This is a genomic window from Dyadobacter luticola (genome assembly GCF_005860805.1).
In the GTDB taxonomy this organism is placed as follows: domain Bacteria; phylum Bacteroidota; class Bacteroidia; order Cytophagales; family Spirosomataceae; genus Dyadobacter; species Dyadobacter luticola.
This window is the reverse complement of sequence record NZ_VCEJ01000002.1, coordinates 1298795-1324618: the sequence shown is the minus strand read 5'-3', so window position 1 is coordinate 1324618 and position 25824 is coordinate 1298795. Positions and strand designations below refer to the sequence as shown.

At 46.6% G+C, this 25824-nt stretch carries 20 protein-coding genes; 10 read left to right on the top strand and 10 right to left on the bottom strand.

All coding sequences use genetic code 11. The features are described 5' to 3' along the window. The first annotated feature begins 166 nt into the window (after positions 1-166). On the top strand, positions 167-1087 hold the full coding sequence (locus tag FEN17_RS05560) for a sugar phosphate isomerase/epimerase family protein (protein ID WP_138364286.1): 921 nt from the start codon (positions 167-169) through the stop codon (positions 1085-1087). Positions 1088-1223: 136 nt separating this feature from the next. Here the strand turns inward: FEN17_RS05560 and FEN17_RS05555 are convergent, their stop codons facing one another. After that, entirely contained in the window at positions 1224-2387 is a 1164-nt protein-coding gene (locus tag FEN17_RS05555) for an MFS transporter (protein WP_138364285.1), read from the bottom strand. Positions 2388-2723: 336 nt separating this feature from the next. On the opposite strand from FEN17_RS05555, the gene FEN17_RS05550 reads away from it, so the two are divergent. Further along, entirely contained in the window at positions 2724-4229 is a 1506-nt protein-coding gene (locus FEN17_RS05550; RefSeq protein WP_138364284.1) for a serine hydrolase domain-containing protein, read from the top strand. Positions 4230-4469: 240 nt separating this feature from the next. Next, a complete protein-coding gene (locus FEN17_RS05545) occupies positions 4470-5078 on the top strand; it encodes a DUF6134 family protein (protein WP_138364283.1) in 609 nt (202 codons plus the stop codon). A 14-nt stretch (positions 5079-5092) separates the two neighbouring features. On the opposite strand, the gene FEN17_RS05540 is transcribed toward FEN17_RS05545, so the two are convergent. The 7 genes from FEN17_RS05540 to FEN17_RS05510 form a co-directional block, all read right to left on the bottom strand. Next, the gene (locus tag FEN17_RS05540) at positions 5093-6217 is read right to left on the bottom strand and encodes an efflux RND transporter periplasmic adaptor subunit (RefSeq protein ID WP_138364282.1); all 1125 of its coding nucleotides are present in this window, start codon (positions 6215-6217) and stop codon (positions 5093-5095) included. A 25-nt stretch (positions 6218-6242) separates the two neighbouring features. Beyond that, positions 6243-9503: an efflux RND transporter permease subunit gene (locus tag FEN17_RS05535; RefSeq protein ID WP_138364281.1), complete on the bottom strand. Its 3261-nt coding sequence runs from the start codon at positions 9501-9503 to the stop codon at positions 6243-6245. A gap of 40 nt (positions 9504-9543) precedes the next feature. Next, on the bottom strand, positions 9544-10929 hold the full coding sequence (locus FEN17_RS05530) for a TolC family protein (protein ID WP_138364280.1): 1386 nt from the start codon (positions 10927-10929) through the stop codon (positions 9544-9546). A gap of 100 nt (positions 10930-11029) precedes the next feature. Then, positions 11030-11941: a helix-turn-helix domain-containing protein gene (locus FEN17_RS05525; RefSeq protein ID WP_138364279.1), complete on the bottom strand. Its 912-nt coding sequence runs from the start codon at positions 11939-11941 to the stop codon at positions 11030-11032. 200 nt (positions 11942-12141) lie between these two features. After that, positions 12142-12564, bottom strand: coding sequence for a hypothetical protein (locus tag FEN17_RS05520; RefSeq protein WP_138364278.1), 423 nt, complete (start codon positions 12562-12564; stop codon positions 12142-12144). Positions 12565-12876: 312 nt separating this feature from the next. After that, complete coding sequence (locus FEN17_RS05515) at positions 12877-13758, bottom strand: bestrophin family protein (RefSeq protein ID WP_138364277.1); 882 nt, start codon at positions 13756-13758, stop codon at positions 12877-12879. Continuing rightward, complete coding sequence (locus tag FEN17_RS05510; RefSeq protein ID WP_138364276.1) at positions 13755-14342, bottom strand: 3'-5' exonuclease; 588 nt, start codon at positions 14340-14342, stop codon at positions 13755-13757. The genes FEN17_RS05515 and FEN17_RS05510 overlap by 4 nt, the downstream gene beginning before the upstream one ends. 119 nt (positions 14343-14461) lie before the next feature. On the opposite strand from FEN17_RS05510, the gene nspC reads away from it, so the two are divergent. After that, positions 14462-15619: a carboxynorspermidine decarboxylase gene (gene nspC, locus FEN17_RS05505; RefSeq protein WP_138364275.1), complete on the top strand. Its 1158-nt coding sequence runs from the start codon at positions 14462-14464 to the stop codon at positions 15617-15619. Between the two features lie 115 nt (positions 15620-15734). Here nspC and FEN17_RS05500 read toward each other — a convergent pair whose 3' ends face one another. Next, complete coding sequence (locus FEN17_RS05500; RefSeq protein WP_138364274.1) at positions 15735-16634, bottom strand: PIG-L deacetylase family protein; 900 nt, start codon at positions 16632-16634, stop codon at positions 15735-15737. A gap of 196 nt (positions 16635-16830) precedes the next feature. On the opposite strand from FEN17_RS05500, the gene pyrG reads away from it, so the two are divergent. The 5 genes from pyrG (at position 16831) to FEN17_RS05475 (ending at position 24589) form a co-directional block, all read left to right on the top strand. Beyond that, positions 16831-18495, top strand: coding sequence for a CTP synthase (gene pyrG, locus FEN17_RS05495; RefSeq protein ID WP_138364273.1), 1665 nt, complete (start codon positions 16831-16833; stop codon positions 18493-18495). A 78-nt stretch (positions 18496-18573) separates the two neighbouring features. Beyond that, positions 18574-20394 (top strand): membrane protein insertase YidC, encoded by a 1821-nt coding sequence (gene yidC / locus FEN17_RS05490; protein ID WP_138364272.1) that lies wholly within the window; start codon positions 18574-18576, stop codon positions 20392-20394. A 118-nt stretch (positions 20395-20512) separates the two neighbouring features. Then, the gene (locus FEN17_RS05485; protein ID WP_138364271.1) at positions 20513-22225 is read left to right on the top strand and encodes an ABC transporter substrate-binding protein; all 1713 of its coding nucleotides are present in this window, start codon (positions 20513-20515) and stop codon (positions 22223-22225) included. Between the two features lie 15 nt (positions 22226-22240). Beyond that, the gene (gene hemL / locus FEN17_RS05480; RefSeq protein ID WP_138364270.1) at positions 22241-23536 is read left to right on the top strand and encodes a glutamate-1-semialdehyde 2,1-aminomutase; all 1296 of its coding nucleotides are present in this window, start codon (positions 22241-22243) and stop codon (positions 23534-23536) included. Between the two features lie 42 nt (positions 23537-23578). Beyond that, a complete protein-coding gene (locus FEN17_RS05475) occupies positions 23579-24589 on the top strand; it encodes a glycosyltransferase family 2 protein (protein ID WP_138364269.1) in 1011 nt (336 codons plus the stop codon). Here FEN17_RS05475 and FEN17_RS05470 read toward each other — a convergent pair whose 3' ends face one another. Further along, positions 24590-25360 carry a class I SAM-dependent methyltransferase gene (locus FEN17_RS05470; RefSeq protein WP_138364268.1) on the bottom strand — a complete coding sequence of 257 codons (771 nt, stop codon included), beginning with the start codon at positions 25358-25360 and terminating at the stop codon, positions 24590-24592. 58 nt (positions 25361-25418) lie between these two features. Between FEN17_RS05470 and FEN17_RS05465 the strand changes: the two genes are divergently transcribed. Continuing rightward, positions 25419-25793: a hypothetical protein gene (locus FEN17_RS05465; protein ID WP_138364267.1), complete on the top strand. Its 375-nt coding sequence runs from the start codon at positions 25419-25421 to the stop codon at positions 25791-25793. The last annotated feature ends 31 nt before the right edge of the window (positions 25794-25824 follow it).

Below are 25824 nucleotides of genomic sequence, written 5' to 3'. Positions count from 1 at the left end.
TAAGGTTCATTTGGTTTTGCCGGGTCAATATTACTAAAAATCGCATGATTTCATAGGGGTCGATAAGTACCAGTGGTGACCTGTATACATGAAGCCGCAGAAAATTTGGAAGAGCAGTTGATAGCCGGCATTTTTTTGCAGAAGTTTACCCAAAAACTAGATTCTTATGCTCCAATTAGGTTTTAATAGCGCAATTCTTGCTGATTTTGGTTTCGAACATGTGGTGCAATTTGCAGGAAATCACGGGTTTTCGTGCGTAGAAATGATGTGCTGGCCAGCCGATAATGCCGACAGTCGCAGGTACGCCGGCGTCACGCATATTGATGTCAATAAACTGACTCCCGAAAAGGTTAGCCAGATCAAGTCGACACTGAAAGAAGCCAACATTTTCATTTCTGCACTCGGCTATTATCCCAACCCGCTGGACCCGGACCCCAATCGCTCCGAGTACTTTCTGGAACATATTAAGCAGGTGATCCGGGGAGCGGCGAAGCTCAACATTCCGGTCGTCACCACATTCATCGGTCGCGATCCTTCCAAAAGTATTAAAGACAACCTGGCCCGGTTCGCGGATGTGTGGCCTTCGGTCGTGAAGGTAGCGGAGGAGAATAATGTTAAAATCGGTATTGAAAATTGCCCGATGTTTTTTACCGATGATGAATGGCCGGGAGGGAAAAATCTAGCGATCAGCCCAGCGGTGTGGGACAAAATGTTCGAGATTATTCCGAGCGAAATTTTTGGCTTAAACTACGATCCGTCACACATGATCTGGCAAATGATGGATGAAACTTATCCAATTTACAATTATAAATCACGATTGCATCATATACATTTGAAGGATGCAAAAGTTTACAAAAATAAACTTGACCGGGTGGGCATTATGGCGAATCCTTTGGAGTATCATTCGCCGAAACTTCCAGGATTAGGAGATGTAAACTGGCGCAACTTCTTCGCAGCGCTCACGGATGTCCGCTACCGCGGGCCGGTGGTGATCGAGGTCGAAGATAAAGCTTACGAAGGCAATGTTACGGACGTGCAGAGCGCGATTCTGACGAGTCGGAATTATTTGAGGCAGTTTTTAGGATAATATAAAAAGCATGATGGTGGTGAAAGCTTGATGTCGAAGGGTTTATTTATTAAGAAATCGTGATTTTCTATTCTAGCCAAACAAAAAAGGAAACCTAGCCAGGTTTCCTTTTTAACTTCAATACTTTGTAATATCCTTAGCGGATCAATTTCGCTTTGGTCGACAAGAACGCAGTCAATGATGCAAGTACACCTACGATTGCGAATGACCAGCGAAGGTCAGCGAACTGGGCAACGATACCGATCAGGGGAGGGCCGATTAAGAAACCGATAAAGCTGATGGACGAAACCGCTGCCAGCGCCATACCTGCCGACATGCTGGTGGATCTTCCGGCTGCGCTATAAACAAGAGGTACCACGGAGGAAACACCGAATCCTACCAGCAGGAAGCCGAATGTGGCCGGTACCAGATAGGGAAAGAGCACCGCTATCGCAAGGCCGGTTCCCATCAATGCGCCGCTGATTTGCAGCATCTTCATTCTGCCGAGGCGGTTGGCCAGCCAGTCGCCAGCGAAACGCCCGCCGGTCATGGTACCCATAAATGCTACGTAACCTAATGTGGTCATAGAAGACGGTACCTGCACGATTTCCTGGAAATAAACGCCGCTCCAATCGAACATAGCGCCTTCACAAACCATCGCACAAAAACCAATCAAACCTAATGTCAACAAATCCAGGTCGGGCTTTACGAACATCGGTTGCGACTCGCCTTCGTTACGGTCGGAATCGGCCATGGTGTGTTTGTAAGCCGTAAAAATGATCGCAAATGCGGCGATGGCAATGATCACAAAATGGAATTGAGGAGGGACATGAACCGAAATAAAGAAAGAACCGATCATCGCGCTGACAAAGCCCGCGAGACTCCAAAGTCCGTGAAAGGAGGCCATAATAGATTTTCCATACACCTGTTCCACTGCCACGGCCTGCGTGTTGATGGCAATGTTGGTAAGGTTACCCCAGAGGCCAAAAGCAAATAGCGCGATCACCAGCTGCTCGGTTCTGCTTACAAAGCCGATGAACATTAAGGTTGTTGCATAAAGGATTGCACCGATGAGGACCATTTTGCGGCTGCCGTATTTGGTTACCATCCAGCCGGAGATAGGCAAACTGGCCATCAAACCAATCGGTAATGCCAGCAGAACTGTTCCCAAGCCACCTTCTGTAAGGTGCAGCATATTTTTGATATCCGGAATCCGGCTCGCCCAGGCTGCAAAGCTCAAACCCTGCACGAAGAAGAAAGCCGCCACGGCCATGCGCAGGTACTTTCGGGAATCGGAGGGGGCGAAAATTGAATAATTCATAGGAGAATAAATTTTTGAGCTGCGTCAGAGCTCGTTGTTCAATGTGATGGCTAATGTAATTTTTTTAATATTAAGTTTTTCTCACGGTTACTCTGGTTTTGGAGAGGTAAATTGCACTACCTAATCTGATACTGCAAAATTAACGTTTCAGGCCATAATTAGATTCTGATTTGTTGTACTTTTTTAATAACCTAAAAAAGTATGTGTTGCATTAAAGCAAGAAAATGGATTTTACTTTCAGTTTGTTGTAATCCGTCAATCCGTTTAGTCATGAAATAGCATGAAAATCAGAAAGTAATTTTCTAAATTGAATCCATTCACCTAACCTTTTGCCATATGCGCAGACTGATTTTTACATTTTCACTCTTTTTTTCTGGTTTTTTCACACACGCGCAAACCCAGCAGGAGCGCATCGACAAGATCAGGGCAACGTTGCCGGTGATCGAAAAAATGTATCAGGAGTATGCTGAAAAAAACCATTTCCCAGGTTTGGCTTTTGGATTGGTGGTTGATGGGAAATTGCTTTTATCAGGCGGGCAGGGGTTTTCCGAGATCGCGACGAAGACGAAGGCTACGCCGAAATCGCTTTTCAGGATTGCGTCAATGTCCAAAAGTGTGACTGCGATGGGCATTATGGCTTTGAAGCGGGAGGGAAAATTGAAACTGGATGATCCTGCCTATTTATATGTACCTGAATTGAAGAATATGCCCGGCCTAACTGCGGATGCGCCGCCGATCACGATCCGGCATTTGCTGACGCACATGGCGGGTTTTCCGGAAGATAATCCGTGGGGCGACCGCCAGCTGGATACGAAGGACGAGGACCTGATCAACCTGATCAAGAAAGGCATTTCGTTTTCCAATGTGCCGGGCGTGACTTACGAATACGCCAATCTGGGCTTCGCGATTCTGGGTAAGATTATTGGAAATGTATCGGGTAAGCCTTATCAGCAATATATCAATGAGGTCATTTTCAAACCTTTGGGAATGAATAATACCATTTGGGAATACACTTTGGCGCCGAAAGAACTGCTGGCGCATGGTTACCGGTACGAGGACGAAATCTGGAAAGAAGAGCAGTTGGAGCACGACGGGACGTATGGCGCGATGGGCGGGCTGATTACTTCCATCGACGATTTCAGTAAATATGTGAGCTTTCATTTATCCGCCTGGCCGCCCAGCTCTGTGCCTGAAACCGGGCCGATTTTGCGGAGTGATGTGCGTGAAATGCAGATGCCGTGGAATTTCAACAACCTCAGCGCTAATTTCAAATATCCAAGCGGGCGGACCTGCGCCATGGTGAGCGCCTACGGCTATGGCTTGCGGTGGAGCCGGGATTGTGAAGGTCGGACTGGAATTGGGCATACCGGCGGCTTGCCGGGCTTCGGCAGCCAGTGGCAGATATTGCCGGAGTACGGCATCGGGATCCTTGCGCATGCGAACCGGACCTATGCGGGCATGGCCACCATTAATACGGCTGTGTTGGATACGATTATTAGTCTGGCAGGCCTCAAACCGCTTCCGATAAAGGTTTCTGCCATTTTGAAGAAAAGAAAAGAAGAACTCGTGAAGTTGCTGCCAGAGTGGAAAAATGCTGAACAAAGCGGGATTTTTGCTGAAAACTTCTTTCCTGACCGGTCGGTGTCACATCGGAAGAAGGAGCTGGATGTTTTGCTGGCCAAAACCGGGAATATCACAGGTTCGACTGATATGGTGCCAGAGAATCAGCTTCGCGGGACATTTTTGTTGAAGGGGACTACGGGCGACGTTAAGGTATATTTTACGCTTTCACCTGAGAATCCGGCTTTGATTCAGCAGCTTGATTTTTCTTTTGCTAAATAATTTTCGGGCCACGAATACGCTAATGTCCACGAGTTTTAAAATCCGTTAGCTCATTCAATTTCGCCTTGATTGGGTGAAGATGCGTGGCACAGTGTTTCAGTCGATCCCCATTTTGTTCAAATCGTCGATTTATTAATTGCCTGTAAATCAGATATTCACATCTCCTGCAAACATTGGAAGGCAATAGGAACAAAAGTTATACTGTTATATAGAGATTGCACACTATTTCGCAATGCTACTATGGTAATCAGAATATTAATAGCCGGGTTTTTGTTGTTTCTAAGCCCGCTCGTGCGCAGCCAGAATATCTACAATGTGATCGTAGCCGGAAGAACAATCGGTTCTTTAAAGGTATTTGATGACAAAGGCGCCGACAATACTGAAACTCACCGCATAGAGTCCGACTTCAAAATCATGTTTTATAAGGGCAAATACAGCACCCAGACGAATTACGTGCAGGGCAAGCTGGTCTCGGCCACCTGCTCCCATCATGTAAACGGAGATTTGAAAGAGAAGACATTGACCAAAAGCAGTACAAAATCGCTTTACGAAGTGTTTTTCTCGGGTGAAGATGGCGAGGATAAACCGAAGCTGGAACTGAATTCGCCGATCAATTCCACGATTACAGGGCTTTATTATAAAGAACCTGTCAATATCACTGAGGTGTATTCCGAGCGGTATGGCAAGATGTGCAGCGTAAAGAAAATCTCGGAAGGTCAGTATGGCGTTTCGCTACCCGACGGAAAACAAGGTATTTATTTTTATAAAAATGGCCTCTGCCAGGAAGTTAAGACGGATCTGGCCGGTTTCAAACTTCGGATCGTGCTGGCAGGAAGCAAAAGACTTTGAACCAGAAGCAGCTACTATAAAGTAACCTGCTTCTGGTTTTTTATTTCAGAATGGTCACGGATTTCTTCATTGGCCGATTTAACAATGCTATCTCCCGCTTTCACGTCGCCAAAAACTTCCACTTGATCAGCATTGCTCGTTCCGGTCTTCACGGCAACCCACTCTGCTTTTTTATCAACAATCTTAATGAGGTAAGTGCCTTGTGTTGAATTCATTACCGCAGTTTTTGGTACTGCAAACGAATTTACATTGCCGTCAAGAGGGATTGAAACTTCGGCAATCATGCCGGGTAAAAGTTTTCTATCACTGTTAATTACGTCCATTTCGGTACGTTGTGAGCGCAGGCGGTTATCTAATGCTCCTGCGAGGCGGCTCACTTTTGCCGGAAAATCCTGGTTTGGCAGCGACTTCACCCGAAATGTTACCTGGCTCTGATTTTTCATGTAGGCCGTGTAGGCTTCCGGTACACTTACTACCAGCCTGAGCTTGCGCTGATCGACAAGGGTGAAAAGCGGAAATTCCGAACCTTTTCCGGTTGGCCCAACGTAAGCCCCGGCGCTGACATTTCTGGCGGTGATCACCCCGCTGAAAGGTGCGCGGATTTCAAGGTAATTGCGGGTATCGGTAATTTCTTTCGCGGCAGATTTTGCAGCTTCCAGTTGCGCCAGATCCGAATTTTGCTTCGCCAATGCAACGTCCAGGTCATTCTGGGAAACCGTACCGGGTGTTTTACTGGTTTCCAATAAACGATCATAATTCGCTTTGCTTGCCTGATAAATAGCCTCCTGCGATTTAAGCCGTGACTGACTTCCCGTCAGTTGTGCAGTGAGTTCCGGCGCTTCCATCGATGCCAGCAATTGGCCCTGGGTAACTTCCGTACCCACGTCTACATGCATTTTTTTAACAAAGCTGCTCACTTTGGCATATAGATCCACTTGCTGGAAAGCGATTAGCTCGCCCGGGATCTGCAACTTGGACGAGAGCTGCTTTTTCTCTAAGGTAAATGTCTCAATAGCAGCCGCTTCGACCGGCGCTTTTTTGTTTTCTTCTTCCTCAGCCTTGGAGGAGCCGCAGCTTTGGAAAATGGCTGCCGAGGCCATTAAGAGCAGCGCGGTAGTGATGTTTGATATATTTTTCATTTTCTGACAGGTTCAATAAATGGAATCACTTGATAGCAGGTACATAAAACTTACTTTCCTCATCCTCAGGATCGAGCGAAACACTTTGCGTAGTGGCTTTACCCTGTCCCCACGCAAAAACCAGCGGCAGGATAAACAAGGCGGCAAATGTTGAAGCAATCAGTCCGCCGATCACTGCGCGGCCGAGCGGGGAGGACTGGTCGCCAGCTTCGCCCACGCCACTGGCCATCGGGATCATACCCACTACCATCGCCACCGCAGTCATCACGATCGGTCGGAGGCGTAAACCTGCAGATTCCTGCGCCGCTTCAATCGCATTTCCACTGTGTTTTCTCAGCTGCTCTGCATTGGTAATCAGCAACACAGCATTTGAAATGGATACCCCGACCGACATAATAATGCCCATGTAAGATTGAAGGTTCAATGTGGAGCCGGTTAACATTAACAATGCAAGGGACCCGAGCACTACCGCAGGTACGGTTGCGAGTACGATCGCCGAAACTTTAAAGGATTGGAAGTTGGCAGCTAACATTAAAAATATCACGACAATCGCTACGATCAAACCATTTTGAAGACTGTCCAATGTATCAGTTAGTGTTTGGCTCATACCCACCAACTCGACGGTCAGACCTCTCGGAATCTCGCCCAAGGTGGACAAAGTTTTTTGCACATCGTCTTTGGCTTTGCCCAGATCAATGTTGTTCAGGTTGGCGGTTACTGATAAAACCGGCAGCGAGCCGAGGTTATCATTTTCACCATAAGTTGTATCCGGCGTGATGGTGGCAATGTCGCCCAGCACGGGACGGTTTGCGTTACGGAGCAAAGGAATTTCGCCAATTTCGTTCAGGCTGTTCATTTTGCTTTCCGGGATCTGAACCTGCACGTTGTAGCTCAAATTGGCCTTTTCATCCACCCAAATGTTCTTGTCCGTATACCTGGATGAGGAAGTAGAAGCGACCAGCGAGCGGGAAACATCATTCATATCCACACCCAGTTGTGCAGCTCTGATACGATCCACTTCGATTTTAATCGCCGGATATTTATTGGACTGGCCCAGCTGAATGTCACGCAGATAACTGATCTTTTTCAACCCAGTCATCACTTTACGCGCATATTCTTCATTCAATTTCTTATCCCGGCCCGACATCCGCACCTCAATCGGTGTAGAAGACCCCTGACTTAGAATCTTGTCTGTCAGCTCAATAGGTTCAAAAGATAGCGCCAGATCAGGCTCCGTTTCTTTGACGCGATGTCGGATTTTTTCTTTTAAATCATCCAGATTCGTGTGAAAACCTTCTTTTAAACCCACCTGCAAAACCGCTTCCTGCGGCCCGGCCATCCACAAATAAATAGGGGATGTAGAGAAAAGTGAGGGATGCTGACCGACGTAAGCCGAGGTAATCGACACATTTTCAGCGCCGATAATGTCTTTTACGATTTGGATCGTTTTCAACGTTTTCTCCTCCGTGCGCTCGATACGTGTACCCTCCGGCGCGCGCAGACGTACCTGAAATTGGCTGCCGTTCACTTTCGGCAAAACGTCCTTCCCGATCATATTCAGCAAAACCCCCGCCAAAGCAGTCGTAATCACCAGGTAAGCGACCACGATCGGTTTCCTGAAAGGGATCATCCGCGCCATAAAACGCATAAATCGGAGGCGGATGCGATCGAACCGGCTGAGCTTTTCGCCGTGCGCGCCGTCGTTTCTATGAAGTAATTCTTCTTTTTGTTCGTCTTTGTTTCGGCTTAAACCAGATGCGGCATATTCTTCTGCATCAGTCATTTCGGTACCGTCGGCTTTCTTGTGATGCTTGCCTTTCATGATCCAGTTGGCCATCACCGGTACAAAAGTTTGGGCAAGGAAATAGGAAACGATCATACTGAAACCGATGGCCAATGCCAGCGGAAGGAACAAAGAGCCGGGTATCCCACCCATCGTAAATGCCGGGGCGAATACCGCCAGGATACAAAACAGGATCAGCAGCTTAGGAAACGCGATTTCCTGACAGGCGTCCCAGATCGCGAGCGCCTTCGGTTTTCCCATATCCAGGTGCTGGTGAATGTTCTCGATCGTCACCGTACTTTCATCGACCAAAATACCGATCGCGAGCGCTAATCCGCTCAATGTCATGATGTTGATCGTTTGTCCAAATAAATTGAGGAACAAAACACCGGAAATGATCGAGGTAGGGATCGTCAAAATTACGATCAGAGCGCCGCGAGGGTCACCCAGGAAAAGCAGTACCATCAACCCTGTCAATATCGCCCCGATGCCACCTTCTGTCAGCAAGCTTGTGACCGAATTCATTACATAAGTCGACTGGTCAAACTCGTAGCTGACCTTTACATCTTCCGGCAATGTGCTCTGGATGCGTGGAATCGCCTTTTTTAGATTTTGAACAACTTCCCAGGTAGAAGCATCGGCACTTTTGGCAATACTCAGGTATACCGACCGCTTTCCATTTACCAGACCATAACCCGCCGTAATGTCTGCACCATCCACCACCGTCGCCACATCGCGGAGGTACAGGTTCTGCACACCGCCTTTGAACAAAGGAATATTTTCAAAATCGACAATATTGCGAACCGTCGTATTGGTAGGCGTAATGTAGTTTTTATCACCGATCCGCACATTTCCGGAAGGCGCAGTCTGGTTGTTGACGCGCAATGCTTCTACCAGTTGATCCGTCGTAATGTTGTGCGATCGCATCAGTTCAGGATCGGCTTTCACAACAATCGTACGAACATTACCACCAAATGGAGGCGCAGAAACCAGACCGGGAATTGAGGTAAATGTGGATCTTACATAAACATTCGCAAGGTCAAGCAGCTCATTATTAGAACGTTTCTCACTGCTCAAAACCAGTTGACCAACCGGCAATGTGGAAGCGTCAAACCGGATAATAAATGGCGGGTTGGAGCCCGGGGGAAAGATTGCCTGGGCGCGGTTGGTAAAAGAACTCAGCTCGGCCGAAGCCTGCGCCATGTTGGTACCCGGGTAAAAATTGATCTTCATCAATGTCAGCCCCTGGATATTTTTGGTTTCAATACTCTTGATCCCGTTGACGTAGAGTAGGATATTAATGTATTGTTTGGCAAAAAAGGTCTCCATCTGCGTCGGCGTGTAGCCCCCGAAAGGGTGGGCAATGTACATTACCGGCAGATCCAGCTTCGGAAAAATGTCGACCTTGATATTCCGTACTGCATTGATACCAAAAAAGAACAAACCAGCCACCAGCACCATAATGGTGATCGGTTTCCGTAATGCAAAACGTATTAAGTCCATATTACTTAAAGAGGTTGTATGAATGTGGCTTCTGGCTATTTTACTGTTTAAGAAAAACGCCAAAATCCCCTGCCGCTGCGGCTTTCAGCAGTATTGCCTGCCAAAGATTGGTTACTGCGATATCGCGGTTTGTTTCGGCACGGTTTAGTATATAAAGAGCTTGGGTCAGGTCTACGATGTTGCTGAGTCCGTTTTTGTACAAGACGCTTTTTTGCAGATACGCGTCTGAGGCAGATTTGACCTGTACCGGCGCTTCCTGGTAATTGGTAAAAGCGTTTCTGATCTTGTTTTCAGAGAGAATCAGCTGGTTTTTGAGCTGCTGATCGGCCAGGTTGTATTCTTCTTTTAATGCATTTGAAATAAAACTTTGCGCCGCAACCTGCTGTCTCACACGTAGAATGCTCGTCATATTCCAGGTAGCGCCGATGCCGAGGAGGTAATTGGCGCGGACGGGTTTTATTCCTTCAAAATAATTTTGGGTATAAGCATGCTGGTCGCTCGCGTAAGTGGATGAGAATCCTGCACCGCGACCCTGAAAAACGCCGAAAAGGGAGAATGTTGGCATCCCGAGCGTGTGGAAATATTTGGCTTGCTGGTCGCTCACGGCGATGCGGTTTGCATAGTATTTGAGCAGGGGATGGTTCTGCGTTTTAAATGCTGAGTCAGCCAGTGATTGCGGCATTCTGGTGAAAAACAAGGTGTCCAGCTGAAATTGCTGATCGGTGATGCCCATCAGTCTGGCCAGATTATTCGCCTGTTCCTGCTCAAAATCCCTGGCCTGCGTAATGCTGATCTTCGCATTGGAAACTTCCGCATTGGCAAGTGAAGAATCCACACCTGGGATCAGGCCATTTTTTGCTCGGGTCACTACGACGGTTTTCAGTGCCGCAGCCCGTTCCAGGTTGTTTTGCCAGGTGCGGGTTAATCTTTGCGCTGCAAGCAAATTGAGATAGGCCGCTGCTACCCGGATACAATGTTGAAATTTTTCCTGTTCCAGATCGCTTTCATCACGGTTGACGGCCATTTGGGATACATTGATACGTTCCCGCGCCCGGCCGAATGCGAAGAAATCCCAGTTTACATTCGTCAGATATAATGCGCCAAATGCAGAATTCCAGTTTTGCTGGGGCAGGGGCAAGCCCGAAGAAGCCACCGACAAGCCCAAACCATATAAAGGTCCGTTTTGTCCATTTACCGTACCGTAATCCTGCTGAGCCGAGAGGTTAAGATTGGGCAGATATTCTTTTTTGCTTTGTAAAACCGTCGCTTTGGAAGCGCTCAGATAATTGTTTTTGGCTTTGATGGACGCGTAGTTGTTCAGTCCGGTCTCCACCGCGTTGTTCAATGTAAGTACTTGCGCCGGAATTTCCCGTCCACCGAGCAATGTCAGGAAAATGATAAAAGAGGAAATGGAGCTATTGTGCATAACGAATGACAGTTCTGTCAAATGACGTTGCAAATGTAAATGTGTAACCGCTGGTAATCTTTACTACTTTCAAATAATATCTTATAAAATTCAAACATGCCTATCGCTCATGTGTCCGATATGACTTAGGTGTTATACCGATTTCCTTTTTGAAAAGGTTGTTGAAATAGGCGGGATATTCGAATCCAAGGCAAAATGCAATTTCGGCGATGCTCCAATTTGAATGCCGGAGCATGAGTTTCGACTGCGACAAAATGCGGTCGATGATGTGGTGGGTCGTCGTTTTGCCGGTGTTTTCTTTCAGTGCGCGGTTGAGGTGATTGACATGCACGCCGAGCCGGGCCGCATAGTCTTTGGCCGTCTTCAATTTAAGCTTGTGCTCAGGCGACTCGATCGGAAACTGACGGTCCAGTAATTCCTGAAATAAGGTGGAAAGCCGGGCGGAACCATTCAGCTGCACGTCGCCTACTTCGGATGGCTGCATTTTCATGGCTTCGTGTGCGATCACATTCACATAATTACGCATCAGATCGTATTTGTGTACGTAACTCGATTCCATTTCGGCTTGCATTTTACCAAAGACACCCAACAAATAATTTTCCTGCTCAGGACTCAGAAAATAGACGGGAATTACATCAGTGCGAAGGATAGGACAGTCATTCACCAGTGTCGCGCGATTGATGCTGCTCAGGAATTCGTCGTTGAATAAACAGAAGTACCCCGACTGCTCGTCGGAAGTTGCCTGCCACGAATAAGGCACATTGCGGTTGAAGAAAACCAGCGCGCTTTGTTTGATCTCGGTTTCCTGCCCGCCCCAAGAAATCTTGCCACGACCAATGATCAACGATATTTTGTAAAAATCCCGCCGGGCGTAGGAAGTATATCTGGTGCAGAATACCCGGGAAAATACATTGAAGTGACCCTTTTCACCAGCAGTTTTATCCGGTGCCTTCAAGCCTTTTGCGGCCGGATGGGTTTGGTAAAAATGCTCGACGGTTTCCTGGGGTATCATAACGTCGAAATTATGAAATTCAAATATTGACTACAAACCGGCTCTATTAAATAATGATTAGAATGCCGAACAACTTGCTATTGTTATACTTTTTCAGATTTAAATAACTTTTACCTCACGATACTAGCTGTCAACGAGTTATTAGAAAAACAAAAAAAACCAGCCGGGGCTGGTTTTTGAAAACATACATTCGGTTTTGACTAATCCCTATTCGGATAGGGCGTGCCTTCTGATTTATCATAAGAATCGGCGAGGCCTGTGGTGTCTTTGCGAATGTTGATCGTCGGAGTCTTATAGTTTCGCGGTGAGTTCAGCGGATTGATTTCCACGCCCTGCACCTTATACTCCCTTGCAACAACCAGTCTGGCAGGGCGGGGTGCGTATTTCGGCGTCGTACTGTAATTCCGCATCCGGTTATGCTTGCCGTACTGTTCGAGCGTATTATAACTTTCCACCCGCACTTTATGCATTTCCTTGCCGCTGGCTTTCGCCTGGGCTGCTTTGTTGGGATGTTTATAATTGTAAACAGATATACCCGGATCGACAATCGACTGGGCGTAAGTAGCAAAAGAACCTACTGTGAATATTAGTAGAAAGCTTAAAAAAAGATGCTTGTTTTTCATAATGGTCATTGTTTAAAAATTGGAATGACGACCCTTTTTTTCGGGATTATGAAAATTTGCAAGTTTTATTTCAGGATTTCAAATGTTCTAATTTTGGCCGATTTTGCGGTATTTGTAGAAATAGGTTTCAAATGAATGCTATGATGCAGTAATTTTTTTCATAATTAAAAAATTAGGTTTCGACCCGTACCATCATTTCATCCCCAAGTGAAAAAATCGGAAAACCTGGGTTTAGTTGAGTCTTGGGAAAATTTTTTAAAACACTAAAATTTTAATCGGATTCTTATAATTCTCTAATGTTTGTAAACATACTTAGTCGAGCAGCGAAGCCGTCGAAGACTGGATGTTTTTACAAATTCTTTCAATCGGCAAATCATTGCTGTCCTCGCCAAACGGATCTTCAATCTCCTCCGCTATCACTTCCAAACTTGCAAGAATGTAAAACACGAACATCACAAAAGGGATCACCAGATAATGCAGGCTGAAAACGTAGCCGACCGGTAATGTCAGGCAGTAAGTGAAGATGAATTTCTTAATAAAAGAGCTGTACGACAGTGGGATAGGAGTATTTTTGATCCGCTCGCAAGCACCGCAGATATCCGTGAAGGATTCCAGTTGGGTATTTAATAAAATGGTATGTTCAGGAAGCAGCGCGCCGGTTTTCTGTAATTCAATCACTTTGGCAAAAATCGCCGAGGCAATCTGATTCGGGATGTGCTCATGCGTTTTCAGTTGAGTTTTATCGAAAAAACGGTTATCTGACAGTTCATCCGGAAAGTATTGGCTGCGTAAATGGTTTTTTAATGCAAATGCGTAATTCGGAATCATGGTTTTGAAAAACTGCCGCTCATCGGCAAACTCATTTCCCAGTAATCCGTTAATTTTTAGAGCGAGGTTCCGGCTGCTGTTTACCAGCGAGCCCCACTGTCTCCGGCCTTCCCACCACCGATCATACGCCGTATTAGTCCTGAAAACGAGCAACATGGATATCACAAAACCCAGCAGCGAGTGCATGAGTGAGATATTTTTGATGTCGTGGTTTTCGCCCAGTTTCCAATGTCCGATGATCAGGAGCGCTACCAGCGTTGAGTAAATCCCCATCGCCAGGATAAGCGGCGTAAGCTTGCGGACCGTATCGCCTTTTTGAAAATAAAATATATACTTAAACCACTCTTTCGGATTGTAGTCGATCATTGGAGTTTAACCTTGTCAATTAGCTTGAAAAATTCTTTGAAACACTTGGCCGTCAGCCGGGCGTCTTCCAGGGCATTGTGAGTTTCTTCTTCGCGCTCAAAACCAAAGTATCCGGCCACCGATCCGAGGCTCAGCGAGCGCGGTACATTTTTACCATTCTTTTCAAGGATTTGGAAAAAGAGGTAGGATACCGTGTGGAGGTCAAGCATTTTGTTGGAAAACGACCATTTCATTTTTTCATTCCGGTAGGCAAACCGCAGAAAATTAATGTCGTTGATCACACTTTGGCCGCAAATGATCACATTGTTCAGGCTTGGCTTTCCGGCATTCAGTTTTTTGATCCATTTTTCAAATTCCGGCAGCACGTCGTAGATCATCGGCGCGTCTTCCAGGTCAGCCATCGAGAGGCCATGCACTTCTTCGGATTTAACCGAAAATGCCTCCTCATTCTCCGGATACACATTTTGCAGGTAAGTACCGAGCGACCGCCAGTTGTCGTCAAACAGCTCGGCGCCGATTTGAATGATCTCATTCCAACCCGGTTCAGGCCCGGTCATTTCAATATCTAGTACAAGGAAAGCCATATTATCATTTAAGGACTTGGGAAAGAATGATCGTGTTTTGGAAACTCAAACTAATACTTTTGCGTACAAAATAACAGAAACATTGCATTTCAGCCGATCTGCCACATTCATTTATAACAATGCCGATAGATTACAGCCAAATACCATCACCTTGTTTTGTATTGCATGAAGACCTGCTGCGAAAGAACCTCGCGCTGATCGATTCTGTGCAGAAAGCAGCGGGATGCAAAATCATCCTGGCCCTCAAAGGTTTTTCCATGTACAGTGTCTTTCCGATCGTGAAAGAATATCTTTCCGGCGCCACGGCCAGCTCTTTGAATGAAGTGAAGCTCATCAACGATTTTATGGGTTACCAGGCGCATACTTATATGCCTGCATATCTGGATCAGGAATTCGACGAAATTTTGCAGCGCAGCAGCCACATTACATTTAACTCTTTAACCCAGTGGGAGCGGTTTAAGAGTAGGGTAGAGGAATTTAAATCATTAAACCCGTCTCACGCGCTTTCCTGCGGAATCCGTGTAAATCCACAATATTCCGAAGTAGCGACCGAAATGTACAACCCCTGCGTGCCGGGATCGAGGCTGGGTGTGACGCGTGATAAATTGCCAAATGTATTGCCGGAGGGGATTGAAGGAATTCACTTTCATACATTATGTGAAAATGGCTCCGATACTTTGGAACGAACATTGGAAGCACTGGAAAGTAAATTCAGCGATCTGCTACATCAGGCCAAGTGGCTGAACATGGGTGGCGGACATTTGATGACGAGAGAGGGCTATGACATTGAGAAGCTAATTCAGTTAGTCAAAAAAATCAGAGAGAAATATAATCTGGAAGCGATACTGGAACCAGGCTCAGCCATTGCCTGGCGCACGGGAGAGTTGGTTACAACCGTGCTGGATGTAATGGATAGCCAGGGCGTGGACGTCGCGATTCTGGATACCTCATTTGCAGCCCACATGCCGGATACATTGGAAATGCCATATAAACCCGCGATCTCCGATTCCTACCACGATGCCGTCGATGGAAAACCTACGTACAGGATGGGTGGGATGACGTGCCTCGCAGGTGACTTCATCGGTGACTATTCATTTGATACTCCACTGGAAATTGGTCAAAAAATCATATTTGAAGACATGATCCATTATACGATGGTAAAGACCACCACATTTAACGGTGTTAACTTACCTTCCATCGGTATATGGAAAACTAGTGGTGAATTTCAGCTCGTGAGGACTTATGGGTACGAGAGTTTCAAGGATAGGTTATCATAGTGAATATGTAACTATTCCTGGAAAGTTTAATTTTATGTAAAAGGCCCGGTTCCGGAAATGTGCTACAATTTTCCAGAATCGGGCCTTCTTAATTTTCAATATGATCCAGAAGATTCTACTGAGGCAGCATGGGAAACAGCCGCTTAATTTCATCCTGTGAAGGCTGCTTTCCATATTCACAAATTTCGAAAACCTCCACAAACTTGATCTGCTCCGCTTTCTCTTTTCCATACCATTTCTCCACGACCAGTTTAATTTCCGGCGAGACCGAAGAGCGTTTTTCCATCGCGGTCATTAGCCATTTTTTTCGCTCCACCAGATCTTTCGGAACATTGTCGAGATCTTGATTCGTCCAGGGAAGCCACTCGTAAAACTGCGAAACGTGAGCGTCCAGTCCGTCTACTTTTTTAGCAAGAACCGTGGTTAAGTCAATCGCAATGTCAGGACGAAAGGGATTCGGACGCTGAAAACGATCCCGGAAATAAAGAAAAACGGGGTTTTTGGTTAGGGGAGGCACACTGCTAAGAATGTTGGGTACGATTACCAGGTAAGCTGCATCCTGAACTACCACGCCGGTGTTGCGGTGATCGGGGTGGTAATCATTGGTGCGCGGCGCGATCACCAGGTCGGCATTCCACTCGCGGATTTTGCGGATCACGGCCAGGCGATTCTCCAAAGTGGGGAATAGTTCGCCATCGTGGTTGTCGAGCACGTCATATTCAATGCCGAGTCTTTTGGCCACTTCTTTGGTTTCTTTCAACCGCCGCGCCGCCAGCTCGCCGCCACCAATATCCTGGTGACCCGCATCGCCGTTTGTGAGTGATACAAATTTCACTTTATGCCCCATCGACGAATAAATCGAGGCCACTCCACCGGCTCCCAGATCACAATCGTCCGGGTGTGCGCCGAATACGATAATTTTGAGCGGCGTTTTGGGCGGCTGCGCCGCATTCTGTGCATGAAGCTGCGCAAGACAGATGGTAAGCACTGCAAATAGGAAAAGCTTTTTCATCATTTTTCAGGGTTTAATGTCCGGAATTGGTTGGTGAGGATGGAATTTAGGAATTTGTTATTAAAAAGTGATCGGGGTAACCGGGCAGAGTAACAATGCGTTAACCTGCCCGCCCAAATATTTAGACAAGCGCCGCTAAGATTCTTCCGAGATTCCTGTATCTTTGTATCCCGTAATCATAGAAAAAAAGCAACGTCTTATGGCTTCCAAAGCACAAAAGACCGCGAAGTACATTTTCGTTACGGGCGGTGTTACATCTTCACTCGGCAAGGGAATCATTGCCTCTTCATTAGCTAAACTGCTGCAAGCCAGAGGGCTTTCTGTCACCATTCAAAAATTTGATCCATATTTGAATATCGATCCCGGAACCATGAATCCGTATGAACACGGCGAATGCTATGTTACGGACGACGGTGCCGAAACTGACCTCGACCTTGGCCACTACGAGCGTTTTCTGAACGTCCGTACCTCTCAGGCCAACAATGTTACAACCGGTCGGATTTACCACAATGTGATCACTGCCGAGCGCAGGGGCGACTTCCTTGGAAAGACAGTCCAAGTTGTTCCGCACATTACCGACGAGCTCAAAAGAAACATGCTTCTGCTTGGCCAGACAGGCGATTACGATATCGTGATCACCGAAATCGGAGGCTGCGTAGGGGATATCGAGTCGCTGCCGTTTTTGGAAGCAGTTCGTCAGGTGAAGTTTGAAATGGAGGAACATGATACTCTGGTGATCCACCTCACATTGATCCCTTACCTGAATTCCGCCGGAGAATTAAAAACCAAACCGACGCAGCACTCGGTGAGAATGTTACAAGAATCGGGTATCCAGCCTGACATTCTCGTTTGCCGCACGGAGCATCCGCTGCCCTACGACATCCGCAAAAAAATCGCGCTTTTCTGTAACGTACAGGTAAATTCGGTGATCGAGGCGATGGACGCGGATACCATTTATGCTGTGCCGTTACTAATGTTAAAAGAAAGGCTCGACCAGCGCGCATTGTATATGCTCGACATTTATAATGACAAAGATGTGGACCTGGATTCCTGGAAAACATTCCTTTCAAGATTAAAAAGTCCTACTGATTCTATTTGCATAGGTCTTGTAGGAAAATATGTAGAGCTGCACGACGCATACAAATCGATTGTTGAATCATTTATCCACGCCGGCGCTACCAATGAATGCAAAGTCAACATTGAGTGGATACATTCAGAAAGCCTTACTGCGGATAACATAGTCGAGAAACTGGAAAATCTGGACGGTGTGCTGGTTGCACCTGGTTTTGGAGAGCGGGGGATTGAAGGTAAGATTGCGGCTATTCAATATGTGCGTGAAAACAACATTCCATTTTTCGGGATCTGTCTGGGAATGCAAATGGCGGTGATCGAATACGCAAGAAACGTGATCGGCTGGGATACGGCACATTCCGTGGAAATGGATATGAATACTGACCACCCGGTAATCCATTTGATGAAGGACCAGAAAGATATTTCTAATAAAGGCGGTACCATGCGTCTGGGGGCTTATGCCTGCCGGATCAAGAAGGATACATTGGCCTACAACATTTACGGCAAAACGAACATCAGCGAACGCCACCGTCACCGCTACGAATTCAATAATAAGTATCTGAAAGATTTTGAAGATAAAGGCCTGATCGCGACGGGAATCAATCCTGATAATGACCTGGTTGAGATGATGGAGCTGCCGAGCCACCCTTTTTATATTGGTGTACAATTTCACCCCGAGCTGAAAAGTACGGTGATGAACCCGCATCCGCTTTTTGTGAAATTCGTGCGTGCTGCGCTGGCTTATTCGCTGGCTAAAAAGTCTGTTGAGTCTTTGAATCCGTCCATCCACTAGTTCAAAAGCCTTTTAGGAAAATCTTATTACCTTTGGCGTCCCAAACGGGGCGTACTTTTCAATCATTTTTAGTTAATAATGGATAAAAATTTTATAATCGGCTTAGTACTCATCATGCTAATGCTGATAGGCTACCAGATACTGGTTCCGAAACCTGTGGAACCAACGCCTGCGGAGCAAACAAGTCAAGATACTTCAAAAACCTCTGTCGCTTCATCAATTACGCAAGACTCCCTCGGAGCACCTTCCCCGGTAAATGATTCAATCGCACCGGTAATCACGCAGGACCTGGTGATAGAGACCAACGATATCCGTGTCGTTTTTTCAAATAAAGGCGGGGTGATGAAAGAGGTTTTATTGAAAAAATATAAGACCTACGATCAAAAGCCGCTTTATCTTATTGCTGAAAACCACAACAGTTTCCACATCAACTTCCCGACCCAAACCGGTGATGTGCGTCTGACAGACCAGTTTTTCACGACTACTGCGGAGAACAAAACACTTTCGGAGAAGGATTCTGCCATCATTACTTATAAGGTCAATCTTAAAAATAACCAGACCGTCGAGCAGACCTACGTGGTACACGGAAGTGGTTATGTGATCGATTATGGCATCAAATCAATGGGTGCCGCTGCATCGAATAAGTTGGTGGAATTCAACTGGAACAATGATCTGTTGCAGCTTGAAAATGACATGAAGAAAAACCGTGAGGTGGTGACAATCAACTACTATACCGACGGATTGCACAGCGTGGCGACAAGCCCGACCTCCAATGAAGAAGACAAAACGGCTGACCCGGTTAAGTGGTTTACCATCAAGCATAAGTACTTCCTGGCGGGTTTGATCGCCGATAAACATCCTTTTGGCAATGTAACATTGCGTGCGGATGTGAATCCAAATGATTCGACGATTGTAAAAACCATGCACGTAACTGCTGGTATCCCGATGGCTGCGGTGCAGAAAGGTGACGCCAACTACCAGTTTTTCCTGGGACCAAATGATTACCATTTGGTAGACAAAGTAAAGGCTGAGAATTTCGACCAGAATGTATACTTAGGCTACGCATTTTTGAAGCCGATCAACAAATTTTTCCTGGTACCGCTTTTCAATTTCCTCGAAACCTTTGTAAGCAATTACGGTTTGCTGATCGTGTTGCTGGTATTATTTGTAAAAACATTGCTGACACCCCTGACTTACCGCTCGTATATCAGCATGGCGAAAATGAGGCTGCTTGCCCCGGAACTGGAACAAATCCGTCAGCAGAACCCGGATGATATGGCGAAACAGCAGCAAGACCAGATGAAGCTGTACCAGCAAGTTGGTGTAAGCCCGTTGAGCGGCTGTATCCCGGTGCTCGCCACGATGCCGATCTTGTTCTCGCTGTTCTTCCTTTTTCCTAATTTAATTGAATTAAGACAGCAATCATTCCTTTGGGCAAGTGACCTTTCAACTTACGATTCATTTATCAAACTGCCATTTACCGTGCCGCTGGGTATCGGTAACCACATCAGCTTGTTTACGATCCTGATGACGGCTTCCAGCATTGGTTACGCATATTATAACAACCAGATCACACCGACGCAGCCAGGTCCGGTGAATATGAAAGTGCTTGGATACATTATGCCGCTGATGTTTATGTTTGTTTTAAACTCCTTCCCGGCCGGTTTGACATTCTATTATTTTGTTTCGAACGTCACGACGATCGCGCAGCAGTTGCTGATCAAAAGGTTTGTAAATGAAGATAAGATCCGCGCGATTTTGGATGAGAACCGCAAGAAAAACGCGAACGGAGAGAAGAAGCAGACCAAATTCCAGAAGTACCTCGAAAAGTCACTGCAGGCAGCAGACGAGGCGAAGAAAAAGCAGGCTGAGTTGGAGAAAAGAGCGAAAAAGAAATAGAAAGCTCCTGCTGGCCGTCATATAATGGGCAATGTTCCGACCGGAATATTGCCCGTTTTTTTCTCTTAGAACGGTTTTTGTATTTTGTTGAACAAATCAAAAATAGACCCCAAGTCTGATGAGAGTAACCTTTTTCCTGATCCTGCTAGCCTTTTTAAATTTTGGACCAGCCGCATTCGGGCAGAATACTGCGCAGGTCGAAAGCAAATACAAATCGGCGGTAAGTGATTACAAACAGGGCCGCTACGCCGTGGCGATGGAAAAGCTTTTTCCCCTGACCAGTATCAATGCCAAAACTCCATATTCTCCCTACGCACATTATTATTACGCTCTTTCGGCGTATCAATTAAAACGTTATCGGGAAAGCCGGCAAATGTTGCAGCAGCTCCAAAGCCGCTATCCGGGTTGGGTAAGGATTAATGACGTTTCCTATCTGCTTGCCGCAAATGCATTTGAAAATAACCAGATCAACGAAGGACTAGACAATCTGGCCCGGATCAAAGAGTCGTCTTTTGCCAAAGACATTCAGGCATTGAAATACCGGTCATTATCAGGCATTAATGATGTGGCCAAGCTGAAAGACCTGCAAAAACAATATCCATCGGACCGAGATATTGCTTTGGTTTTGTTTTTAAACCTGCAAAATTCCACTTCTGTTTCCCAGTCCGATTTGCAGTTCGCGGATCAGCTGGACAAACAATTTAAATTCAGTAAAAAAGAAAAATCGGTTGCAGAAGAAGCGCCCAAACGCAGCACGCCAAAGGAAGATAAGCAGTGGACAAAAGGGTACCTCGATGTTTCTGTGCTGCTGCCTTTCCGTTTGGAGGAATTCAGTACCTCAAAGCACCGGTCCAACCAGTTTGCCTATGATTACTACCTGGGACTGGTGATGGCGAAAGAGCAGTTGCAAACTGAGGGAATTACCGTCAATCTGTGGGCTTATGACGTCGGTGCCGATGCGAAGACGATGCAGAACATTGTCGGCAACAAAAATTTCCAGCTGTCGGATATGGTGATCGGGCCGCTTTATAATGATACTTTCGAGGTGACCGCAGATTTCGTTTCTCATGCCAATACGGTTATGCTTAATCCACTTTCCACGGATGCGGCACTGCTGAAATCGGCTTCCAACATTTACTTAGGGCATCCTTCGATCACTTTCCAAACCCAGCGCGCGGCGCAGTGGATGAAGACGCAATCGCCGGGACTTTCGGCTGCGGTTTTTTATGGAAATACTGCAAAAGATTCGGCTATGGCTGCTTCTTATGCGAACGAGTGGAAAAGCAAAGGCGGAAAAATTCTGGCTTTGACAAAAATCCAATCCGACCGCGAGTGGCTGGAAACCAACATCCCAGGCTACGAAACGAGCAAACCTGCCCACGTCGCATTGTTCTCTTCGGACGGGAATTCCGGCCCGCATTTGATGGAGGTTTTGAACACCCGGAAACTTACCAGCACGCCGGTGGTAGCTACTGCCACGAGCTTTAACACCCAGCAATCGCGGGTGGCAAGTTATGGTTCAAGGTTGTCGCTGATCAATCCGGATTATGTCGATCGTGAGAAAGACAGTATCCGTCAGTTTCAGAAAAATTACTGGAATAAAACCAGCACATTCCCGACCGTATATTCCTATCAGGGGTACGATCAGCTGCTATTTTTCGCCAGAATGTTGTCAAAATACAAGGATAAGCTTTCGGATGGAATGCAGTCCAGAAAGTACGGGGAGGATGAATTTCTTTTAGCGGGATTTGACTATACCAAAGCAAACGAAAACCAGATTACACCTGTATTAAAATTCAACGGTTCCAAATGGGTGCCGATCGACAAGTAATTGAATTGACCCAAAATGAATACTTCCATAAGCCAGCATCTTTTCGAAAAAGCCCAAAATTTTATCCCCGGCGGTGTTAATTCGCCAGTGCGGGCATTCCGCGCCGTCGGCGGTTCCCCGATTTTTATCAAGTCAGCGAAAGGACCGTATGTGTACGACGAGGATGGCAATGAATACATTGAACTGATCAATTCCTGGGGCCCGATGATCCTTGGACACGCGCACGAGCTGATCCAAAAAGCGGTTTCCGATGCTATCCAGCATTCTTTTTCTTTCGGAGCACCGACGCGGCGGGAAGTTGAGATTGCGGAGCTGATCGTGAGCATGGTACCGTCGATTGAGAAAGTAAGAATGGTCAATTCAGGTACGGAAGCCACCATGTCGGCGATCCGGGTGGCGCGGGGCTTTACCGGCAGAGATAAGATTATCAAATTTGAGGGCTGCTACCACGGTCACGGCGACAGCTTTTTGATCGCCGCAGGCAGCGGGGCCGCAACATTTGGCACGCCAGACAGTCCTGGTGTGACGCGTGGAGTGGCCAATGATACTTTGACGGCGCCGTTTAATGATCTGGGAGCAGTTCAGCAGTTGGTGGATGCCAATAAAAACCACATCGCGGCACTGATACTGGAACCGGTGGTGGGGAATATGGGCTGCGTATTGCCGAAGGAAGGATTTCTGGAAGGTCTTCGTAAAATTTGTGATGAAGAAGGAATTGTCCTGATCCTGGATGAGGTGATGACCGGTTTTCGTCTGGCAAAAGGCGGCGCGCAGGAGCGTTTCGGAGTTACGCCTGATCTGACAACATTGGGAAAAATCATCGGAGGCGGCATGCCGGTAGGGGCGTACGGCGGAAAAGCTGAGATCATGAACTGGGTATCCCCCGCAGGTCCGGTGTATCAGGCAGGAACATTATCTGGTAATCCGATCGCGATGGCGGCTGGCTTGACGATGCTAAATTATTTGAATGATCATCCCGAAGTTTATACGCAGCTTGAAAGTTCGGGGGCTAAGCTGGCGGCAGGTTTCAGGGCATCTCAGGAAAAACTGGGACTGAACTATACATTGAACCAGATCGGCTCGATGTATACGTTATTCTTTACCAATCAGCAGGTTACCGATTTTCCGTCAGCGAAAACTTCTGACTTAATCCTTTTTGGAAAATACTTCCATGCCATGCTCAACCGCGGCATTTACATGGGGCCGTCCCAGTTCGAAAGTATGTTCCTATCAACCGCATTGACGGACGAACATTTAAACAAAATCATCGAAGCCAACGAAGATTCATTGAAAGAAATCCTGAGCCTGTAATTCATTAACCGCCCGGCGACCCGGTCAATCATTCAAAATTCAATGCGCTTTTATTCCATCATCATCCCAGTCTACAACCGTCCCGACGAGTTGCAGGAATTGCTGGAATGTTTGGTGGTACAGACGTACCAAAATTTTGAGGTGATCATCGTAGAAGACGGCTCGCGGATTAAATGTGAGGAAGTTGTAAAATCTTTTGAAAACCGGCTGAACATCAAGTACTTCTTCAAAGAAAATGGCGGCCAGGGTTTTGCGAGAAATTATGGTTTCGAGCGGGCTTCGGGCGATTATTTTATTCTTTTTGATTCCGATGCATTGATTGAAAAGGACTATCTGGAAATTGTCGAAAACAGACTGCAAGGCGATTACGTCGACTTATATGGCGGTCCGGATACCGATCATCCCTCATTTACGCCGATCCAGAAAGCGATCAGCTATTCAATGACGTCGCTTTTTACGACGGGCGGCATTCGCGGAAAAAAGAATAATATGGGCGGCACATTTCACCCAAGAAGTTTCAATATGGGACTTTCTAGAAAGGTTTGGGAGAAAACCGGCGGATTTTTGACGAGCCGGATGGGGGAGGATATCTTGTTCAGCATTGCCGCGATCCGGCTAGGATTTAAGTCAGCGCTGATTCCCGAGGCATTTATATACCACAAAAGGCGCACGCAATTTCTGCCGTTTTTTAAACAATTGAAATTTTTCGGCCGTGCGCGGATCAACATTGCCAGATTTTATCCCGACGAATTGAAGCTGGTGCACACATTCCCGCTGCTTTTTACGCTGGCCGTTTGCAGTATACCGTTCTGGCTGCTGATTTTCCCACCGTTTTTTTATCTGGGATTAATCGGGCTGGGGACTTATATCACGTTACTTTTTATCGATGCCCTGCGCCAGACAAAAAGCGTGGAAGTGGCTTTTCTGAGCATTGCAGCAGCATTTGTGCAGCTTTTTGGTTACGGGACAGGATTTTTGCAGGAAGGCTGGAAAAGGCTTTTTGAGAACAAATCCCACCGCGAAACCGGCGCTGCAATTGAATATCCCTCCTGATTATTTCCAGCAGTAATAAACGATTTCTTCGCCCGGCAAAGAATACTTTCTAACCTCCGCCGGTGAAAGTTCATCCATCACAAACCGGTCTTCTTTTACATTAAAACCACCCTTTTGCAATTCAGCACCATAATTTTTGCCGAACAAGCGTAGGTGGTCATTTTGTAAAAAGTGTTTTTCACGTTCCTTCGGATCAGTGATCGTTGGATCTTCATAAGTGACGTCGTACTTCATATCCTGCGGGGACTGGATCAATGCCCAGCCGCCTGGCTTCAAAACGCGGTGCAACTCGCTCATTGCCAGGATGTAATCATCGACATGCTCCATGACGTGGTTGCAGAATGCGACGTCGAAAGTATTATCGGGAAAAGGAATCTGATGGATATCCATCTTCACTTTCGCCAGCGGCGATTCAATGTCGGCGGTAATATAATCCAGGTTTTTCATGCGCTCGAACCGGTCGATGAAGCAGTATTCCGGCGCGACGTGCAGCACTTTAAGGTTGGCTGTATAGAAATTGGTTTTCCTTTTCAGGTAAAGGCCCATCAAGCGGTGACGTTCCAGGGAAAGGCAGTGGGGGCAGAGGGCATTCTCGCGGCTGGAAGTATTTCTACCATAAGGTAAAAACTTGCGGTAGCGGCTGTCGCAGACGGGACATTCTACCTGATTACCAATGTAAAAGATGCTGAGAAAGCGCGCAACCCAATGTCCGATCAGTTGAAGATATGGCCTGGGAATGTACCGTAATACTAAACTAATGATGGATTTCATTAAACCTATTAACTAAAAATTAATAATTTTAGGATCATCATCTGCAAAATTTCCGTTAATGATCCCCTCAATTGATCCGAAACCACCCGGCAAAAGGCTGATTAAAAGAATGTCAACGCGTACCAAATGGATCATCCTTGCGCCATGCGGACTGTTGTTGTTCAGCTTCGGTCTGACGGTGCTCAGCCAGGCGGCCCACGAGCGCCGGGTTGGGGAGCCTACGCAGGTTTGGATGGTTCTGGGACTTTACAGTCTGGCGTTGATCAATGGTGGACTGATTATGTTCGGCGAGGCACTCCGTTTCAGGATATTACTGCATGTTCGCCGGGAAACCCGCAGAAGTATGCGGCAGCTGATCCGGAAAATCAACACGAAATCGGCCAGCAAAAATAAATCCTCCAAAAAAACAAAAAGCCCTACCAAAACAGATTGACAGGACTAGTTGGATAACATTCCAGAGAGGC